This window comes from Glycomyces terrestris (genome assembly GCF_003933745.1).
Classification (GTDB): Bacteria; Actinomycetota; Actinomycetes; order Mycobacteriales; family Micromonosporaceae; genus Glycomyces; species Glycomyces terrestris.
Map to the genome: position 1 here is coordinate 115,963 of NZ_RSEB01000002.1, position 16,051 is coordinate 132,013.

Annotated in this window: 14 protein-coding genes; 9 read left to right on the forward strand and 5 right to left on the reverse strand. The window is 72.6% G+C overall.

The genetic code is table 11. From position 1 onward, the window contains the following. Positions 1 to 24: 24 nt before the first annotated feature. Positions 25 to 3,630, forward strand: coding sequence for a transcription-repair coupling factor (gene mfd / locus EIW28_RS06040; RefSeq protein ID WP_125246837.1), 3,606 nt, complete (start codon positions 25 to 27; stop codon positions 3,628 to 3,630). A gap of 21 nt (positions 3,631 to 3,651) precedes the next feature. Here mfd and EIW28_RS06045 read toward each other — a convergent pair whose 3' ends face one another. Continuing rightward, positions 3,652 to 4,371, reverse strand: coding sequence for an SDR family oxidoreductase (locus EIW28_RS06045; RefSeq protein WP_125246838.1), 720 nt, complete (start codon positions 4,369 to 4,371; stop codon positions 3,652 to 3,654). Between the two features lie 143 nt (positions 4,372 to 4,514). On the opposite strand from EIW28_RS06045, the gene EIW28_RS06050 reads away from it, so the two are divergent. The 5 genes from EIW28_RS06050 to EIW28_RS06070 all read left to right on the forward strand — a co-directional run bounded on the left by EIW28_RS06050 (position 4,515) and on the right by EIW28_RS06070 (position 8,967). Continuing rightward, positions 4,515 to 5,675 (forward strand): epoxide hydrolase family protein, encoded by a 1,161-nt coding sequence (locus EIW28_RS06050; RefSeq protein ID WP_125246839.1) that lies wholly within the window; start codon positions 4,515 to 4,517, stop codon positions 5,673 to 5,675. 4 nt (positions 5,676 to 5,679) lie between these two features. After that, positions 5,680 to 6,102 carry a hypothetical protein gene (locus EIW28_RS06055; RefSeq protein WP_125246840.1) on the forward strand — a complete coding sequence of 141 codons (423 nt, stop codon included), beginning with the start codon at positions 5,680 to 5,682 and terminating at the stop codon, positions 6,100 to 6,102. 61 nt (positions 6,103 to 6,163) lie between these two features. Next, on the forward strand, positions 6,164 to 6,760 hold the full coding sequence (locus EIW28_RS06060) for a hypothetical protein (RefSeq protein WP_125246841.1): 597 nt from the start codon (positions 6,164 to 6,166) through the stop codon (positions 6,758 to 6,760). 83 nt (positions 6,761 to 6,843) lie between these two features. Continuing rightward, a complete protein-coding gene (locus EIW28_RS06065; RefSeq protein ID WP_125246842.1) occupies positions 6,844 to 8,025 on the forward strand; it encodes an NAD(P)/FAD-dependent oxidoreductase in 1,182 nt (393 codons plus the stop codon). Positions 8,026 to 8,034: 9 nt separating this feature from the next. Further along, positions 8,035 to 8,967 (forward strand): sigma-70 family RNA polymerase sigma factor, encoded by a 933-nt coding sequence (locus EIW28_RS06070; RefSeq protein WP_125246843.1) that lies wholly within the window; start codon positions 8,035 to 8,037, stop codon positions 8,965 to 8,967. A gap of 37 nt (positions 8,968 to 9,004) precedes the next feature. On the opposite strand, the gene EIW28_RS06075 is transcribed toward EIW28_RS06070, so the two are convergent. From EIW28_RS06075 to EIW28_RS06090, 4 genes are all read right to left on the reverse strand, one after another. Next, on the reverse strand, positions 9,005 to 9,865 hold the full coding sequence (locus tag EIW28_RS06075) for a hypothetical protein (protein ID WP_125246844.1): 861 nt from the start codon (positions 9,863 to 9,865) through the stop codon (positions 9,005 to 9,007). Next, complete coding sequence (locus EIW28_RS06080) at positions 9,865 to 11,838, reverse strand: hypothetical protein (RefSeq protein WP_125246845.1); 1,974 nt, start codon at positions 11,836 to 11,838, stop codon at positions 9,865 to 9,867. Before EIW28_RS06080 ends, EIW28_RS06075 begins: the two co-directional genes overlap by 1 nt. Further along, complete coding sequence (locus tag EIW28_RS06085) at positions 11,835 to 12,845, reverse strand: hypothetical protein (protein WP_125246846.1); 1,011 nt, start codon at positions 12,843 to 12,845, stop codon at positions 11,835 to 11,837. Before EIW28_RS06085 ends, EIW28_RS06080 begins: the two co-directional genes overlap by 4 nt. A 105-nt stretch (positions 12,846 to 12,950) precedes the next feature. Then, on the reverse strand, positions 12,951 to 13,625 hold the full coding sequence (locus tag EIW28_RS06090) for a Crp/Fnr family transcriptional regulator (protein WP_125246847.1): 675 nt from the start codon (positions 13,623 to 13,625) through the stop codon (positions 12,951 to 12,953). Between the two features lie 178 nt (positions 13,626 to 13,803). On the opposite strand from EIW28_RS06090, the gene EIW28_RS06095 reads away from it, so the two are divergent. From EIW28_RS06095 to ectA, 3 genes are all read left to right on the forward strand, one after another. Then, positions 13,804 to 14,373, forward strand: a complete 570-nt coding sequence (locus EIW28_RS06095; protein WP_125246848.1) for a hypothetical protein — start codon at positions 13,804 to 13,806, stop codon at positions 14,371 to 14,373. Then, positions 14,370 to 15,320: a MazG family protein gene (locus EIW28_RS06100; RefSeq protein ID WP_125246849.1), complete on the forward strand. Its 951-nt coding sequence runs from the start codon at positions 14,370 to 14,372 to the stop codon at positions 15,318 to 15,320. Before EIW28_RS06095 ends, EIW28_RS06100 begins: the two co-directional genes overlap by 4 nt. Before the next feature lie 185 nt (positions 15,321 to 15,505). Next, a complete protein-coding gene (gene ectA, locus EIW28_RS06105) occupies positions 15,506 to 16,012 on the forward strand; it encodes a diaminobutyrate acetyltransferase (protein WP_331852302.1) in 507 nt (168 codons plus the stop codon). The last annotated feature ends 39 nt before the right edge of the window (positions 16,013 to 16,051 follow it).

The window sequence follows — 16,051 nt, forward strand, 5'->3', positions numbered from 1 at the left end:
AACAGCCGCGCAGGGAGCCCGCGAATGTCCGAAGGCAAGCCGCAGCCGAAACTCGAGAGCCTGCTCAAAGCCGCCGCGGCCGCACCGAAGCTGGCGCGCGTCGCCGAACTGGCCGCCCGGTCCGACCGCCCGGTCGACGTCGTCGCCGTCCCCGGCGCCCGCCCCCTGGCCCTCGCCCAGGCCGCGCTCCACGCCGCCGGGCCCGTGCTCGCGATCACCGCGACCTCCCGCGAGGCCGAGGAGCTCGCCGAGTCCCTCGCGTCCTTCGTCCCCGAGGACGACATCGCGTACTACCCCGCCTGGGAGACCCTCCCGCACGAGCGGCTCTCGCCCCGCTCCGACACCGTCGGCGCCCGCCTCGACCTCCTCCACCGCATCCACGCCGGCGACGTGCCGCGCGTCATCGTCACCCCCGTCCGCGGCGCCCTCCAACCCCAGCTCAAGGGCCTCGGCGCCCTCGAACCGGTGCACCTGCGCCGCGGCGACGAGACCGACTTGACCGACCTCGCCGCCCGCCTCGTCGACCTCGCGTACGAGCGCGTCGACCTCGTCGAGAAGCGCGGCGAGTTCGCCGTCCGCGGCGGCATCCTCGACGTCTTCCCGCCCACCGCCCAGCACCCGCTGCGCCTGGAGTTCTTCGGCGACGAGGTCGACTCCATCCGCGAGTTCTCCGTCGCCGACCAGCGCTCCCTCGACGCCGCCGACGAGCTGCGCGCCGTCGCCTGCCGCGAACTGCTCCTCACCGACGACGTGCGCGAGCAGGCCGCCGCCCTCGGCGAGGACTTCCCCGGCCTCGCCGAGATGTGCGCCAAACTCGCCCAGGGCATCCCGGTCGAGGGCATGGAGTCGCTCCTGCCCGCGCTCGCCGGCCCCGATCGCCTGGAGCTGTTCCAGGAGGTCCTGCCGCGCGACGCGCTCATCGTCGCGATCGAGCCCGAGCGCATCCGCACCCGCGCCCTCGACCTCGTCGCGACCTCGAACGAGTTCCTCGAAGCGTCCTGGGCCGCCGCCGCGGCCGGCGCCGCCGCGCCCGTCGACCTCGGCTCCGGCACCTTCCACGACCTCGCCGACGCCCGCACGACCGCGCTCGCCAAGGGCCAGCGCTGGTGGACGATCTCGCCGTTCGCCGCCGCGCCCGAGGAGACCGACGAGCTCGCGGCCGAACTCGCCGCGATCACCGGCGAGCCCGTCTCGTACGGCGGCGGCGTGCACGACGACGCGCTCACCGTCGACCTCGGCCTCACCGAATCGCCCCGCTACCACGGGAACACGGCCCAGCTCGTCGAGGACCTGCGGGCCTGGACGCGCGAGGGCCGGGCCGTCGCGGTCGTCTACCCGGCCCTCGGCGGCGCCGAGCGCGCCGCCGAGCAGCTGCGCGCCGAGGGGATCGGCGCGCACCTCGAGCCCGCTCCCGCCGCGTTCCGGCCCGGCGAGGTCGTGGCGTGCGTCGGCTCGCTCGCGCTCGGGTTCATCGACGAGCGGGTCGTCGCGGTCACCGCCGCCGACATCGCCGGCGGCAAGGCCCTCGCGAGCCAGCGCCCCCGCAAGGGCAAGGCCACCAAGCGGCGCGGCGCGGTCAACCCGCTGGAGCTCTCCCCGGGGGACTACGTTGTGCACGACGCGCACGGCGTCGGCAAGTACGTGGAGCTGGTGCGCCGCGCGATCGGCGGCGCCGACCGCGAGTACCTCGTCATCGAGTACGCCGCGTCCAAGCGCGGCCAGCCCGGCGACCGCCTGTTCGTGCCGACCGACTCGCTCGACCAGCTGACGCGGTACGTCGGCGGCGAGCAGCCGACCGTCCACAAGCTCGGCGGCACCGACTGGCAGAAGACGAAGCGGCGCGCCCGCAAGGCCGTGCGCGAGATCGCGGCCGAGCTGATCCAGCTGTACGCGGCCCGCCAGGCGGCCGAGGGGCACGCGTTCAGCCCGGACACGCCGTGGCAGCGCGAGCTGGAGGACGCGTTCCCGTACGTGGAGACCCCCGACCAGATGTCGGCGATCATCGACACGAAGGCGGACATGGAGGCCCGGGTCCCCATGGACCGCCTCGTCATGGGCGACGTCGGCTACGGCAAGACCGAGGTCGCCGTGCGGGCCGCGTTCAAGGCCGTGCAGGACGGCAAGCAGGTCGCGGTCCTGGTCCCGACCACGCTCCTGGCGAGCCAGCACTACGGCACGTTCGTGGAGCGCATGGGCCAGTTCCCGGTCAAGATCAGGCAGCTGTCGCGGTTCCAGACCGCGCGCGAGGCCGCCGAGATCCAGCGCGGCATCGCCGCGGGGGAGATCGACATCCTCGTCGGCACGCACCGGCTCCTCCAGGCCGAGACCCGCTTCAAGGACCTCGGGCTCATCATCGTCGACGAGGAGCAGCGGTTCGGCGTGGAGCACAAGGAGAAGCTCAAGGCGCTGCGCACCGCGGTCGACGTGCTCACGATGTCGGCGACGCCGATCCCGCGGACCCTCGAGATGGCGGTGACCGGCATCCGCGAGATGTCGCAGATCCAGACCCCGCCCGAGGAGCGGCACCCGGTGCTCACGTACGTGGGCGCGTGGGAGGCCAAGCAGGTCGCCGCGGCGATCCGCCGCGAGCTGCTGCGCGACGGCCAGGCGTTCTACCTCCACAACCGGGTCGAGTCGATCGACCGGGCCGCGACGCGGCTGCGCGAGCTCATCCCCGAGGCCCGCATCGCGGTCGCCCACGGGAAGATGACCGAGACGCAGCTCGAGCAGATCATGCAGGGCTTCTGGGAGGGCGAGTACGACGTGCTCGTCTCGACCACGATCATCGAGTCCGGCATCGACATCCCGAACGCGAACACGCTCATCGTCGAGCGCGCCGACCTGCTGGGCCTGTCGCAGCTGCACCAGATCCGCGGCCGCGTCGGGCGCTCGCGCGAGCGCGCGTACGCGTACTTCCTGTACCCGCCGGAGCAGCCGCTGTCGGAGACCGCGCACGAGCGGCTCGCGACGATCGCGCAGCACTCCGAGCTCGGCGCGGGCATGTACGTCGCCATGAAGGACCTGGAGATCCGCGGCGCCGGGAACCTGCTGGGCGCCGAGCAGTCCGGGCACATCGCGGACGTCGGCTTCGACCTGTACCTGCGGATGGTCGGCGAGGCCGTGACGGCGTTCAAGGGCGGCGGCGAGGAGCCCCCGGCGCCGGTGAAGGTCGAGCTGCCGCTGGACGCGAACATCCCGTTCGACTACATCGAGGTCGAGCGCCTGCGCCTGGAGATGTACCGCAAGATCTCCGAGGTCCACGACGAGTCCGAGCTCGACGAGGTCCGCGAGGAGATGGAGGACCGCTACGGCCCCGCGCCCGAGCAGGTCCTCACCCTGTTCCACCTGGCGCGCTTCCGGCTCCTCGCCCGCGCGCACGGCCTCACCGACATCGCCTTGCAGGGCAAGAACCTCCGGTTCTCCACTGTGGAGCTGCCGGACTCGAAGCAGCTGCGCCTGGGCCGCCACTACCCGGACGCGCACTACAAGGCCCCCGCGGGCCTCATCAGCGTCCCGCGCCCCACGACCTCCCGCGTCGGCGGCAAGCCCCTCGAGGGCCTGGCGCTGCTCCAGTGGTGCGCGGACCTCATCACCGACATCGTCCCGGAGTCCGCGCCGGCGAAGGCGTAGCGCCGGGTGCCCGGGACTCGCTCAGACCTGCTCGAAGTAGAACGATTTGATGAAGCAGTCGCGCGGCTGCCCGATCGCGAAGCGGACGCAGTCCACGAGCGAGCGGGCGCTCAGCGCGTCGCCGCCGCGCCGTTCGGCGTCCCATTCGGGCCCGAGCGGGTCGGGGTTGTCGAAGTCCGGCGGGTACAGCGAGATCACCCGGACCCCCTTGGGCCGCAGGCGCTTCGACAGGACCTCCGTGAACCCCGCCTGGGCCGACTTCGCCGCGTAGAACGCCTCGTGCGCCTCCGAGCGGTGGTTCCCGTACTCGCCGCAGCCCGACACCATCGTCACGATGTCCGGCCGCTCGCTGCGCAGCAGCATCGGCAGCAGCGCCTTCGTCACGAGCACCGTGCCGGCCGCCCCCGCCGCGATCGTCTCGGCCACCAGGGCGTCGTCCGCTTCGGTGAACCCGCCGTCCAGGTACGGCGCGCCGTTGTTGACGAGCACGTCCACCGCGTCCGCGGTCTCGGCGAGCGCTTCGGCGAACTCGCGCACCGATTCCGGTTCGGCGAGGTCGCACTCGAACGCGTGCGCCCTCCCCCCGACGCGCCGGACCGCCTGTGCCGTCTCCTCCGCGGCGTCGAACCGCCGCGCCGACACGAACACCTCCGCGCCGCCGCGCCCGAGCGAGACCGCCAGCGCCCTCCCGAACCCGCGCCCGGCCCCGGTGACCACCACCCGGTATCCCGTGAAATCCACGGCGCCCTCCCTCGGCCTCTCGCCTCTCAGTGTCCTCGCCTCCGCGAACGCGTCAAGTCCCCGGACCGGTCGTAGGTCCCTGCCTCCGATCCGGTCGGCCAAACGGGTGGACGAAGCCGCCGCGTTCTGATTGCATGGGCCCGATGGGAGAGACCGCCGACTTCCGCATCGACGTCCCGCAGGCCGCGCTCGACGACCTGCACGACCGCCTGCGCCTCACCCGCTGGCCGGCCGCGAGTCCCGAACCCGGCTGGGCGCGCGGCGTCCCCGTCCTCTACCTGCGGCGCCTCGCCGACCACTGGCTCCACCGCTACGACTGGCGCGCCCACGAAGCGGCCCTGAACGCGATCCCGCAGGGCCTCACCGAGATCGACGGCCAGCGGATCCACTTCCTGCACGCCCGCTCGCCCGAGCCCGACGCCCTGCCGCTGGTGATCACCCACGGCTGGCCCGGCTCGGTCGTCGAGTTCCTCAAGATCATCGGGCCGCTCACCGACCCGCGCGCCCACGGCGGCGACGCCGCCGACGCGTTCCACGTCGTCGCCCCCTCCCTCCCCGGGTTCGCGTTCTCGACGCCGCTCGCCGCGCCCGACTGGGACCACGCGCGCATCGCCGCCGCCTGGCTCGTCCTCATGGACCGGCTCGGCTACGAGCGCTTCGGCGCCCACGGCGGCGACACCGGCTCGAAGGTCTCACCGGCCCTCGGCCGCCTCGCCCCCGACCGCGTCGCCGGCGTCCACATTAACGGCGGCCTCGAACTCCCGCCCGCCGACGACCCCGCGCTCGCCTCCCTCGCGCCCGACGAGCTCGCCCGCCTCGAATCCGTGCGCGAGCTCGTCCGCCACGGCACCGGCTACGCCGACCTCCAGTCCACCAAGCCGCAGACGATCGCCTACGCGCTCAACGACTCTCCCGTCGGCCAGCTGGCGTGGATCGCCGACAAGTTCCACGACTGGACCGACCCGGCCGCGCCCCTGCCCGAGGACGCCGTCGACGTCGACCAGCTCCTCACCAACGTCACCCTCTACTGGCTCACCGGGACCGGCGCGAGCTCGGCGCACCAGTACCGGGCCGTGCGCGACGAGCCGGACCCCGGCCCCTCCGACGTTCCCACCGGCGTCGCGGTCTTCCCGACCGACCCGGCGATCCGCGGCCTCCTCGAACGCCGCCACCGGATCGTCCACTGGTCCGAGTTCGACCGCGGCGGGCACTTCGCGGCCATGGAGGCCCCCGACCTCCTCGTCCAGGACCTGCGCGACTTCTTCCGGCCCTTGCGCCGACCCGCCCCCGCGGGCGGACAATAGGGGCATGGGCACACCGACCGAGCGGCGGCCGCTGACCGTGCGGCTGCTCATGGGCCTGCTCGTCCTCAGCTGGATCGACTTCATGGCGGTCCTCATCCCCGAGTACTTCGCGTGCGGCCCGCACGACCTCGGCTGCCGGCGCATGGGCTACACCAGCCCCGTGTTCCTCACCGTCCTCGTCGTCGGCGCCTCCCTGCTCCTGCTGTACGCCTTCGCGATCTGGCACCGCCGCGCCTGGGCCTGGTTCCTCGCGGTCGTCACCACCGGCGTCCCGGCGATGGTCCTCCTCGCCGAGTTCGACGCCTGGCTCGCGGCCCCGCCGCTCGAGAAGCTCGCCGGCGTCCTCGACCTCACCTGCCTCGGACTGCTCGTGTCGCCCCCGGTGTGGCGCTGGGCCCGCGTGCGGCCCGCCGAGGCCGGCGAATAAGGGGACCCACCAGCGGCTTCGCGGACGTACCCTGGAGGGACCCAGCGTTTTTGGAGCGCCCGTGAACAGCCCCGTCTCTCCCGGCCCCGCACCGCTCTACGACAAGCCGCACTCCGTCGACCTCGCCCAGGTCATGATGGTCTTCCAGTACTTCATGCTGGTCAGCGTCAGCCTCGGCCTCGGCCCGCGCCTCCTCGGCTGGGTCGAGGACCAGTCGCACGACATCCCCGGCGTCGACGAGCTCGAAGCGGCCCTCCCCGTCGGCACCACCTTCCCGATCGCGGTCGTCCTGCCGCTCATCGCGGTCCTCACCGTCCCGTACGCCGTCATCGTCTACCAGCTCGGCAACGGGCGCCGCTGGACCCGCGTCTTCGCGGTCCTCTTCGCGACCGCGAACACCGCGATCGGCATCGCCGGCGTCTCGCGCACCTACGGCGACGTCACCGCCCTCGTCATCTCGCCCATCTGGATCGCCATGGCGCTGTGCGTCATCGGCGGCCTCGCCTCCCGCACCGGGCGCCTGTGGTTCCGCCAGGGCGGCTGGACGCCCTGGTACCTGCGGTACGAGCTGGACCAGCTCGACCGCCGCCGCGCCCTCCGGCGCCCGCGCCCCCGCCGCCGCCCCCTCGCCGCCGCCGAGGAGGACAGCGGCGACTGAGACGCACTGCACATCCGCCTCCTGTCATGGATTCGCGCGCCGCCCCGTTCAAGGGCCGACACCAGCAAGACGGGAGTGAGACCATGCAGCACCGCATCGCCGTTCTCGGGGCCGGATACGCCGGAGCCTGGGCCGCCGGATTCCTCGCCCGCCACCTGCGTCCCGAGGACGTCTCGATCACGCTCGTGAACGCCGAGCCCGACTTCGTCGAGCGCCTCCGCCTCCACCAGGTCGCCGCCGGCCAGGACCTCAAGCCGCGCCCGCTCGCCGACATGTTCGCCGGTACGGGCGTGCGCGTGCGCCTGGCCCGGGTCACCGGCGTCGACGCCGACCGCCGCACCGTCGCGCTCGACGACGGCGACGCGCTCGAATACGACACCCTGCTGTACGCGCTCGGCAGCACCGCCGCCGACCACGGCGTCCCCGGCGTCGCCGAGCACGCCCACCACGTGGCCGCCCGGCCCGCCGCCCTGCGCCTGCGCCGCCGCCTCGACGACCTCGGCGGCAGCGGCCGCGTCCTCGTCGTCGGCGGCAACCTCACCGCCATCGAGGCCGCCACCGAGATCGCCGAATCCCGTCCCGGCCTTCAGGTCTCGCTCGCCACCACCGGCGAGCTCGGGGGCTGGTTCGCCGAGCGGCCGCGCCGCCACCTCCTGCGCGCCTTCGACCGCTTCGGCATCGCCGTCCACGAGCGCACCGAGATCACCGAGGTCACCGCGGACGGCGCGGTCGCCGCCGACGGGCGGGCCTTCGCGGCCGACGCCGTCGTGTGGGCCGCCGGGTTCGCCGTCCACCCGATCGCGGCCGCCAGCGGCCTCGACGTCCAGGAGCACGGCCGCATCCTCGTCGACCGCCAGATGCGCTCGGTCTCCCACTCGGGCGTGTACGCGGCCGGCGACGCGGTCTTCACGATCGCCGAGAGCGGCGAGCCGCTCCCGATGTCGTGCGCCTCGGCCGGGTTCACCGCGATGCAGGCCACGGCCGCGATCATCGGCGACCTCACCGGCGGCCCCGTCGGGCGCACCGCGCTCGCCTACTACGGCAACCACCTGAGCCTCGGCCGTCGGGACGCGATCTTCCAGCCCGTCAACGGCAGAGCCCAGGCCACCGGCTGGCACTTCCGCGGCCGCACCGCCGCGTTCCTCAAGGAGTCCGTGCTGCGCACCGCCGCCTACGGCATGGCCCACCCGACGTTCGGGAAGCCCGTGCGCCGCCGCGCCCTCGCGGCCGTCCCGACCGCCCGCCGCGAGGCGGCCGTCGCCTAGAGTCGCCGCATGGACGCCGCCGCTCTGGAGCGCTTCGAGGCCAGCCGCAACCGGCTGGCCTCGCTGGCGTACCGCCTGCTCGGCTCGGCCGCGGACGCCGAGGACGTCGTGCAGGACGCGTTCCTGCGCTGGGAGGCCGCCGACCGCGGCATCATCGAGGTCCCCGAAGCGTGGCTGACCACAGTGGTCACCAACCTGGCGCTCGACCGGCTCCGCTCCGCGAAGGCCCGCCGCGAGCGCGCCGTCGGCGACTGGCTCCCCGAGCCCCTCCTCGACGGCGACCCGATGCTCGGCCCGCAGGACACCGCCGTGCAGCGCGAGTCGGTCACCGTCGCCGTCCTGCTTCTCCTCGAACGGCTCACCCCCGTCGAGCGCGCCGTCTACGTCCTGCGCGAGGCGTTCTCCCACTCCCACGGCGAGATCGCCCAGATCCTCGGCATCTCCGAGTCCGCGAGCCAGCAGTACGCCCGCCGCGCCCGCCTCCACGTCGCCGCCGAGCGCCGCACCGAGGTCGACCGCGCCGCGGCCCGCCGCATCGTCGAGGCCTTCGTCACCGCCGCTTCCTCCGGTGAGACCGACCGCCTCGTCGAGCTCCTCACCGCCGACGCCACCGGCGTCTCCGACGGCGCCGGCCTCATGAAGTCGCTCATGCGCTACACCGGCGCCGACCACCTCGCCCGCGTCCTGCGCGGCGGCTTCAAGCCCACCGACGCCAAGCGCCGCCTCGCCGGCGGCGCCCCCGCCCTCCACGCCGCCGTCGTCAACCACGGCCCCGCCATGGTCGCCACCGTCGACGGCCGCGCCGTCGGCGCCATCATCCTCACCGTCCGCGACGGCAGGATCGCCCACGCCGTCTCGATAGCCGCCCCCGCCCGCCTCACCCGCCTCGCCGCCCAATGGAACACCACCCCCCACGACGAACCCCCGATCGCCGAGTGGTGACCGGGACCGGCCGCTTACGGCCGGCCCCGGTCGCGATTCAGCGCACGTCGGCCTCGTCCTCCTCGACGTCGGCCAGCGTCCGCGCCCGCTCCGCCAGGTCCGGCCGGCCCAAGCGCTCGTAGGCCGTCGTCAAGGTGTTGAGCAGCAGCGTCCGCTCCTCCGACTTCGCCCCGGTCAGGAAGACGTCCAGATCGGTGCCGCTGGTGGGGGAGAACTCGTCGCCGACGGCGAGGACACCCGGCCCCAGGACGGCTCCCCTGTGGTTGAGCTGGGCGTCGAGCGTGTACATCAGCTCCGTGATCCGCGGCAGGTCCTCCACGCGGTCAGGATGCTGCGCGAACCACCAGAGCGCGGCGGTGCGCGGTTCACCCAGGAGCCCGCCGAGCCGCTCGGCGCCGCGCAGCCGTGCGTCGTGCAGCTGCGCCTCCATCTCGAGCGTGAACCTCGCCCGCTCCAGTTCCGCCGCCAAGGCGAGGTCCTTGGGATCGGCCTGCACGCCGGTGCACTCGGCCTGGAAGCCGACCACGCCCTCGCGGACCCACCGCCAGGCGTTGAGCCGGTCGTTCAGCGCGAGGTGCAGGTACCGGCTCACGGTGAGGGGGAACTGCGAGGTGACGCTCTGCGCGGCCTGGTGGAGTTCCCATTCGAGGACCCGCCTGACGTCCTCCCCGATCCGGAGCTCTCCCTTCAGGAGGTACTTCACGGTGAAGCGGGCCCCGAACTTGAGCGAGGGAAGCGAACTGGGGAGGAACAGTTCGACCGTGTACTCGTGCACCGGCAGCGGTTGCGCGACCACCGGCGGCGGCAGCGGCTGCGGGACGGTGGAGTTCCACCCCTGGTACACCTTCCAGGCGACGAAGACGATGAGTGCCAGGATGATGAGGAACACGATGACCATCAGACTGAGTCCTTTGCTTGAGCGAGGGTGGCGGCGAGGTGATCCCGGAGGACCGCAGCGTCCGATTCGGACGGGCGTCCGGCCCACGCCCGGTCGCTGAGTGCGTGCGACAGCTGGCCGAGCGCCCAGAAGTCGTCGTCGGTACCGGCGATCAGGCGGTCCGCGAGCGGCGCCCGATACTCGGGAGGGGCTGCGGCGGCGAAGTCGAGCCACGCGGCCACGGCCTCGCGAACCGCGGCGGGAGCGCCCGCGGTGAGGACGCCGTGCCACAGTGCGGTGACGGCCCCCGAGTGGTCGCGAGCGAGCCGGTCGCCGGACCACTGCTCGCGGACCTGCCGGTCCTCGACCAGCGCGACCAGGAGCGCGGGGATCACACCTCGCGTCTCCGGGTCGCTCCCGCCGCCGGCCCACTCGGCCAACTGCTCGATCACCGTGTGCGAAGGCAGGATCCCAGCGGCGGAGACCAGGGCCGCGGTCGCGTCCGCGGTGACCATCTGGCTTTCCGATCGCAGCAGGTGCTTGAGCCGCGTGAGGGCGTTGCGGGGGAAGCGGACCGCGTACCCCGGGTCGCCGCAGACCAGCGCGACCGTGCGCTGCAGCGCGATCGGGACGCCCGACCGGTGGTAGGACCAGCGCCAGAGCTGGGCGCGGACCTGCTGGCCCACGACCGGATCGAGCGCGCCGGAGACGAGGAGGCCCGCGGCGAGTTCGCGGCGGAGTCTGGCGCCGGCCCCGTCACCCGCGATCGTCGCCGCTCTTCCGGTTACCAGGTCAGCCGCTCCGGTCGCGGCCGCGAAGCTCAGCAGCCTCGGGAGCAGGACCGCGAGCGTGCCGTCCTCGAGCTGGTGCGGACGGAGCAGCCGGTCGAGCCAGGCCCGGATCGGCGCCCGCCAGGTCGGGAACTCCCTCCATGCGAAAGCGAGCACCGCTTCGCCGTATCCGCTCTTCTGGAAGCTGGAGCTCTCGGACACGAGCTCGGCGTCGAGGTCCTGGAAGCTCTGGTGCAGGCTCGGGTCGGCGAGCACCGAGGGGTCGGCGGTCTCGCCCGCGGCCTCGGAGAGGACGCGGGCCGCGAAGTAGACGGAGTCGCGCTCGGCGCCTTCGAGCGCACTCGTCGCGACGGCGAGCGCGCGGGAGGGCGCGGTCGTGAGCCGGTCCTCGAAGAGCACCCGGAGCTCCTCGAACCAGGACTTCAGTCCCGACTCGAGATCCTTGACCAAGGCGTCGACGGTCGCCCCCGGCGATGCTTCGTCCAGGATTGCGGCCGCCTGCACCGCCTGCGGGGGCCACAGTTCTCCGACGGCTCGGGTGAAGGCGTCATGATGCGTGAGCCGGTCGAGGAGCGGGGCGTCCTGCATCCGCTTCTCCATCACGGCGATCGGATCGGGTCGGCCGATCCGGTGCACCGCCCCCGGAAGCGCCCGAGTGCTGGCGGAGAAGGCCGCTTCTCCGACCGCGAGCACCAGGAACGAGTCCTGTTCGTCCAGAGCCGCCCGGATCAGCGCGTACCGCTCGGTGAGCACCATCGCGAAGTCCTTGTCGTGCGAGACGTCCAGGAGCAGGACGCTCGCGCGCTTCAGCTCGCCGAGTTCCTCGACGAGCTCGTGCTCGTCGGAGGCGAACAGCTCTTCGGCGCGCCGCGCGGGGTTCTCGGCGGCGAAGGCGCGCCACCGCTGCCGGGCCGCGGTCGAGAGCCCGGTGCGCGAGCCGCCGCAGAGCACCAGCAGCCGAGTGCTGCGGAGAGCGGCGAGGTCGCGCTCGAGGCCCGGGGGCGGCACGACCAGTCGCAGCTCCCGGTCCAGTCTCGCGGGGTCGGAGGCGTACCTGATCCTTCGCCTCAAGGCGCTGACGCTCAGGTAGTAGTTGTTGTGCTGGTCGCCGCCGAAGGCGTTGACGGTGCCGCCCTCACCGGTGCTCACCTCACCGTGGAACACGTTGCCGGTCATGGACTCCGGTGCTTCGAGGTCGCTCATCGCCGCTCCCGTCCATCGCGCGGCGCGGGCCGCTGCCCGTTGTTGTGCTGGTCGCCGCCGAAGGCGTTGACGGTGCCGCCCTCACCGGTGGTCACGTCGCCGCTGAAGACGTTGCCTTGGCGGACGGTGCCGTGTCGGCTGTGGTCGTCGCGGGCGGAGTGGTCGTCGCGCACCCGGTTCCCCGAGCCGACGCCGATGGCGTCGCGGCCGATGCGGCCGATCGCGGTGGACTCGTCGTGCAGGTCGCCGCCCGCGGCGACGGTCGTGGGCGGCAGCTCGGCGAGCGCCCTCCGGATGACCGATTCGAGCGGCTCGACCGAGTCGTCGCCGGCGATGTCCGCGCGGGGGAGGTTGGACAGCCCGAAGCGCAGGAGGTCACCGGAGGGCGAGGGCACGTGCAGATACGCCTCGGTGTGGAACCGCTTGTCGGGCATATCGATGGAGACCTTCACGAACTCGCTGGCGCGCAGCCACACCGGGTCGGGCCCGATGGTTCCGGTGATGACGTTCGGCGCCACCGCGACGGCGAGATAGGTGGCGTCCTCGTCGGAGTTCTCCAGGAGCATCCTCGTCGGCTTCGAGTCGCCGATGCGGCAGGCGTCGATGATCGGCTGGTTCGGTGCGACGTCGACGCGGTCGTCGGCGATGCCCTGGACCGGGCCGACGGCGATGCCGAGGCGCATGCGCAGGCGCGATCCCCCCTGCTGGTGGCGTTCGCGCAGCCGGTGCTGCAGCGCCTGCGGCAGGCGGTCGACGATGTCGCGCAGATGCCCGGCGGGGAAGCCGACGACGATGCCGTCGCCGCCGTTCTGGCAGAACTCGCGATCGCTCCAGGCGCGCTGGAGGTCGGTACCGCGGAACGCCTCCTCGATGTCGTCGCGGAACTCCGTGGCGATCCGGGTCCGCTCGGTGTCGGTGAACGCGCTGAACCGGCGGATGTCGAACGCGAGCACCGCCACGTGGCGGTCTTCGTACTTCCGCTGCGAAGGAATGGCTTCGAGACTCACAGGGCTCCTTACGGGTCGGAGGGGTGTCGTTCACGCCATCGTCTGCGACCCGCGGGTGCCGCGATGAGAAGCACTTCTCAACCGCGCCGGTGACTCGCGGCACACTCAGCGGAGGTTCGCTCGCCGGGTCAAGGCGGGAAGATCGAGCACCGTGATCGGCGAGGGCCGGGTGCGAACGAGCCCGTGCTCCCTCCACTGCGAGAGCAGCTGGTTCACCGAGCGCCGCGTCACGCCGAGGGACGAGGCGATCAAGACCTGGCTCATGGGCACGACCGGTTGCGGGTGGTTGGACCCGGCGTTGATGATCTCGAGGAACAACTGGGCGAGGCGCTGCTCGGTGTGGAGGTTCGCCGCCCTCCAGATCCGCTCGGCGCCCTGCCGGGCCTTCGCGAGCATGTAGCGCTGGAGTGCGGCCTCGAGGCGGGTGCGGTGCAGGAAGTGCTCGAACGCGTCGCCGGTGAGCACCACCGCGACGCAGCCTTCTAGCGTCCACACCGATGCCATGTGGTCGCCTTGGTCGCGCTGGGCGTACTCGCCGATCAGGTCGCCGGGGCCGCGGATCGCGATGAGCACCTCGTTGCCGTCCGGCTCGGTGTAGACGACCCTGACGCGGCCCTGTTCGAGGACGTACACCGCGGGTTTCCGGCCGCCCTGGTCGAGGAAGCGGGTGCCGGCGGGGATGGTGGTCCGGTGGCCGGCGGCCACCAGGGCCTGCCACTGCTCCATGGTGAGAAGTTCGCGGAAGCCGCGAGTGTGCAGGTGCCGTGGGGTATGGGGCATCGCCCGTTCTTACCTGCCCGGCCCCGCGCGCTCAATCGGGAATGCGACACCGGACGGGTGAAGGACCGGACCGTTTCGAGTTGCGGCGGGGGATTGTGGAGGCTCGGGGCGTGAGGCTAAGGTCACAGGTGCATTCGATCGGCCCTGCTTCGAAAGGCCTGCTGTGAAGAGAAACGTTGTGCGCACACTGAGACTGGCGGGTGCGGCCTCGGCCGGGCTCCTGGTGCTGGGGGCCTGCGGGAGCCAGCAGGGGGCGGCGCTGTTCGTCGGGGACGAGCGGGTGCCCGAGACGACCATCGACGGGTACGTCGCCACCATCGCCGACTTCCGCGCCGAGCAGGGCGAGGACCTGGCCATCCACGACTACGCGGGCGACCGGGAGCAGGTCGTCGTGTACGTGCTCTACACCGAGCTCGGCGAGGCCGTCGGGCTCGAGCCGGTGAGCGACACCGGCGCCGACGAGCTGGAGACGATCGCGCTGGAGGCCGAGAACTACTTCCAGCAGCTCGTCGGGCGGGCCGAGCCGCGGGCCCTCACCGCGGACGAGATCGAGGCCGTCGCCGCGGCCGCCGCGACGGACGCGAACGTCGCCGGCTACACGCAGACCGACCTGGAGCTCCTCGCCGGGTTCACCGACGACCTCGCCGGCTACGTCGAGGAGTACGACGTCTCCGTGAACCCCCGCTACGGCGAGTTCGACCTCAGCCCGCTCCCCTCGGTCTTCCCCGTCGAGGTCCCGCAGCGTTGAGCACCGTCACCTGGCTCCTGACCTCCCCTCGGATCCCCGCCGGCCTCCTCTCGGTCGAGGCGTGGGACGCACTGCAAGAGGCCGAGGCGGTGGCCGCGTTCGACGAGACGCCCACGGTCGAGGCGATCCGCGACGCCGGGATCGACGTCGACATCGTCGAGGACGCCGCCGAGTTCCTCGAGGAGGGCGGCGTCTGGGTCGTCGGCGACGAGGGCGACGAGGAGCTGCGCGAAGCGCTTGCCGAGTACGTCGCCGGCGGCGAGATCGAACTCGAAGTCGTCTACGGCTCTTGGGATCCCGCCGGCGCGCGCCTGCTCGACCTGGTCGAGGCCGTCGCCCGGCTCCACGCCGAGGACGGCTGTCCGTGGCACCGCGACCAGACCCATGGCACGCTCGCGCCGTACCTGCTCGAGGAGTCCTACGAGGTCCTCGACGCGATCGCCGGGGGCGACCCCGACGAGCTCCGCGAAGAACTCGGCGACCTGCTGTTCCAGCCGCTCCTGCACGCCTCGCTCGCCGAGGACTTCGACATCGACGACGTCGCGGGGGACCTGGTGGAGAAGATCGTCCGCCGCCACCCGCACGTGTGGGGTGACGCCGATCCCGAGGACCTGTACGAGCACTGGAACGAGGCGAAGGCCGCCGAGAAGCCGCACCGCGACCACCCGGCCGACGGCGTCTCCCGGCAGCTGCCGTCGCTCGCCTTGGCCGCCAAGGTCATCGAGCGCTTCAGCGACCAGGGCGAGCCGCTGGACCTGCCCGAGCTCCCGGACGGGCTCAAGCTCGCGCCCGAGGACGTCGGGGACTTCCTGCTCGCCGCCGTCAACGCCGCCCGCAACGCCGGGGTCGATCCCGAACTCGCACTGCGCCATGCGATCAGCGAGCGCGCCGGGCTGGAGCGCCTCGACCCGCAGGGGCACGGCGTCGACGGGTCCGAGGACCACTGAATCGATGCGGAAAACTTCACAATAATGTTCGGGCGGCCTTAACAATCGGGGCGAACTTTGTTACGGTCGTCCCCATGCCAACCGGTGACGCAAGTGCCGAAGGCCCGGCAGGGGCCGTCGACACCCAGGTCAGAGGAACGAGCGGCTCCGGCGAGGAGCCGCTCGATCCGAACTCCCCGTTCGAACTGGGCTCCCCGAGCCCCGCGGACGGGGCGCCGATGGAACGGCTCGCCCGCGAATCGGGGGGCCTCGACGTCAACAGCGGGTACGCGTACCTGCTGTGGTGCCGCGACTTCGCGGACACCAGCGTCGTCGCTCGCGCGGGAGGCCGCCTGGCGGGCTTCATCACCGGATACCGGCGCCCGGCCGCGCCTGACACGCTCTTCGTGTGGCAGGTGGCCGTGGGCCCGGACTTCCGCCGCCGCGGACTGGCATCGCGCATGCTCGGCCACCTGACCGCCGCCGCATGCGAACGAGGGGTCCGCTTCGTCGAAGCGACCGTGACCCCGGGCAACAAAGCGTCGCAGCACCTGTTCGCGTCGTTCGCCGCGGCGAACGACGCGCGTATCACGCGCGACGTGCTGTTCTCCGAGCGCGAGCTCGGCTCCGGACACGAACCCGAAGTGCTGCACCGGATCGGGCCGCTTGCTCGCCCGATCGCCGCGCGCCGCGGGCCCGGCGTCCGGGGCTGAGCCCGCCCTACCCGGGCCTCCTATCAGCGCCGACCCGGG

Bases quoted from the DNA above. Each gene is read 5' to 3' on its own strand.
- EIW28_RS06065 (WP_125246842.1), top strand. From the start codon at position 6,844: ATGCAGCACCGCATCGCCGTTCTCGGGGCCGGATACGCCGGAGCCTGG.
- EIW28_RS06050 (WP_125246839.1), top strand. From the start codon at position 4,515: ATGGGAGAGACCGCCGACTTCCGCATCGACGTCCCGCAGGCCGCGCTC.
- mfd (WP_125246837.1), top strand. From the start codon at position 25: ATGTCCGAAGGCAAGCCGCAGCCGAAACTCGAGAGCCTGCTCAAAGCC.
- EIW28_RS06055 (WP_125246840.1), top strand. From the start codon at position 5,680: ATGGGCACACCGACCGAGCGGCGGCCGCTGACCGTGCGGCTGCTCATG.
- EIW28_RS06090 (WP_125246847.1), bottom strand. From the start codon at position 13,625: ATGCCCCATACCCCACGGCACCTGCACACTCGCGGCTTCCGCGAACTT.
- EIW28_RS06070 (WP_125246843.1), top strand. From the start codon at position 8,035: ATGGACGCCGCCGCTCTGGAGCGCTTCGAGGCCAGCCGCAACCGGCTG.
- EIW28_RS06080 (WP_125246845.1), bottom strand. From the start codon at position 11,838: ATGAGCGACCTCGAAGCACCGGAGTCCATGACCGGCAACGTGTTCCAC.
- EIW28_RS06075 (WP_125246844.1), bottom strand. From the start codon at position 9,865: ATGGTCATCGTGTTCCTCATCATCCTGGCACTCATCGTCTTCGTCGCC.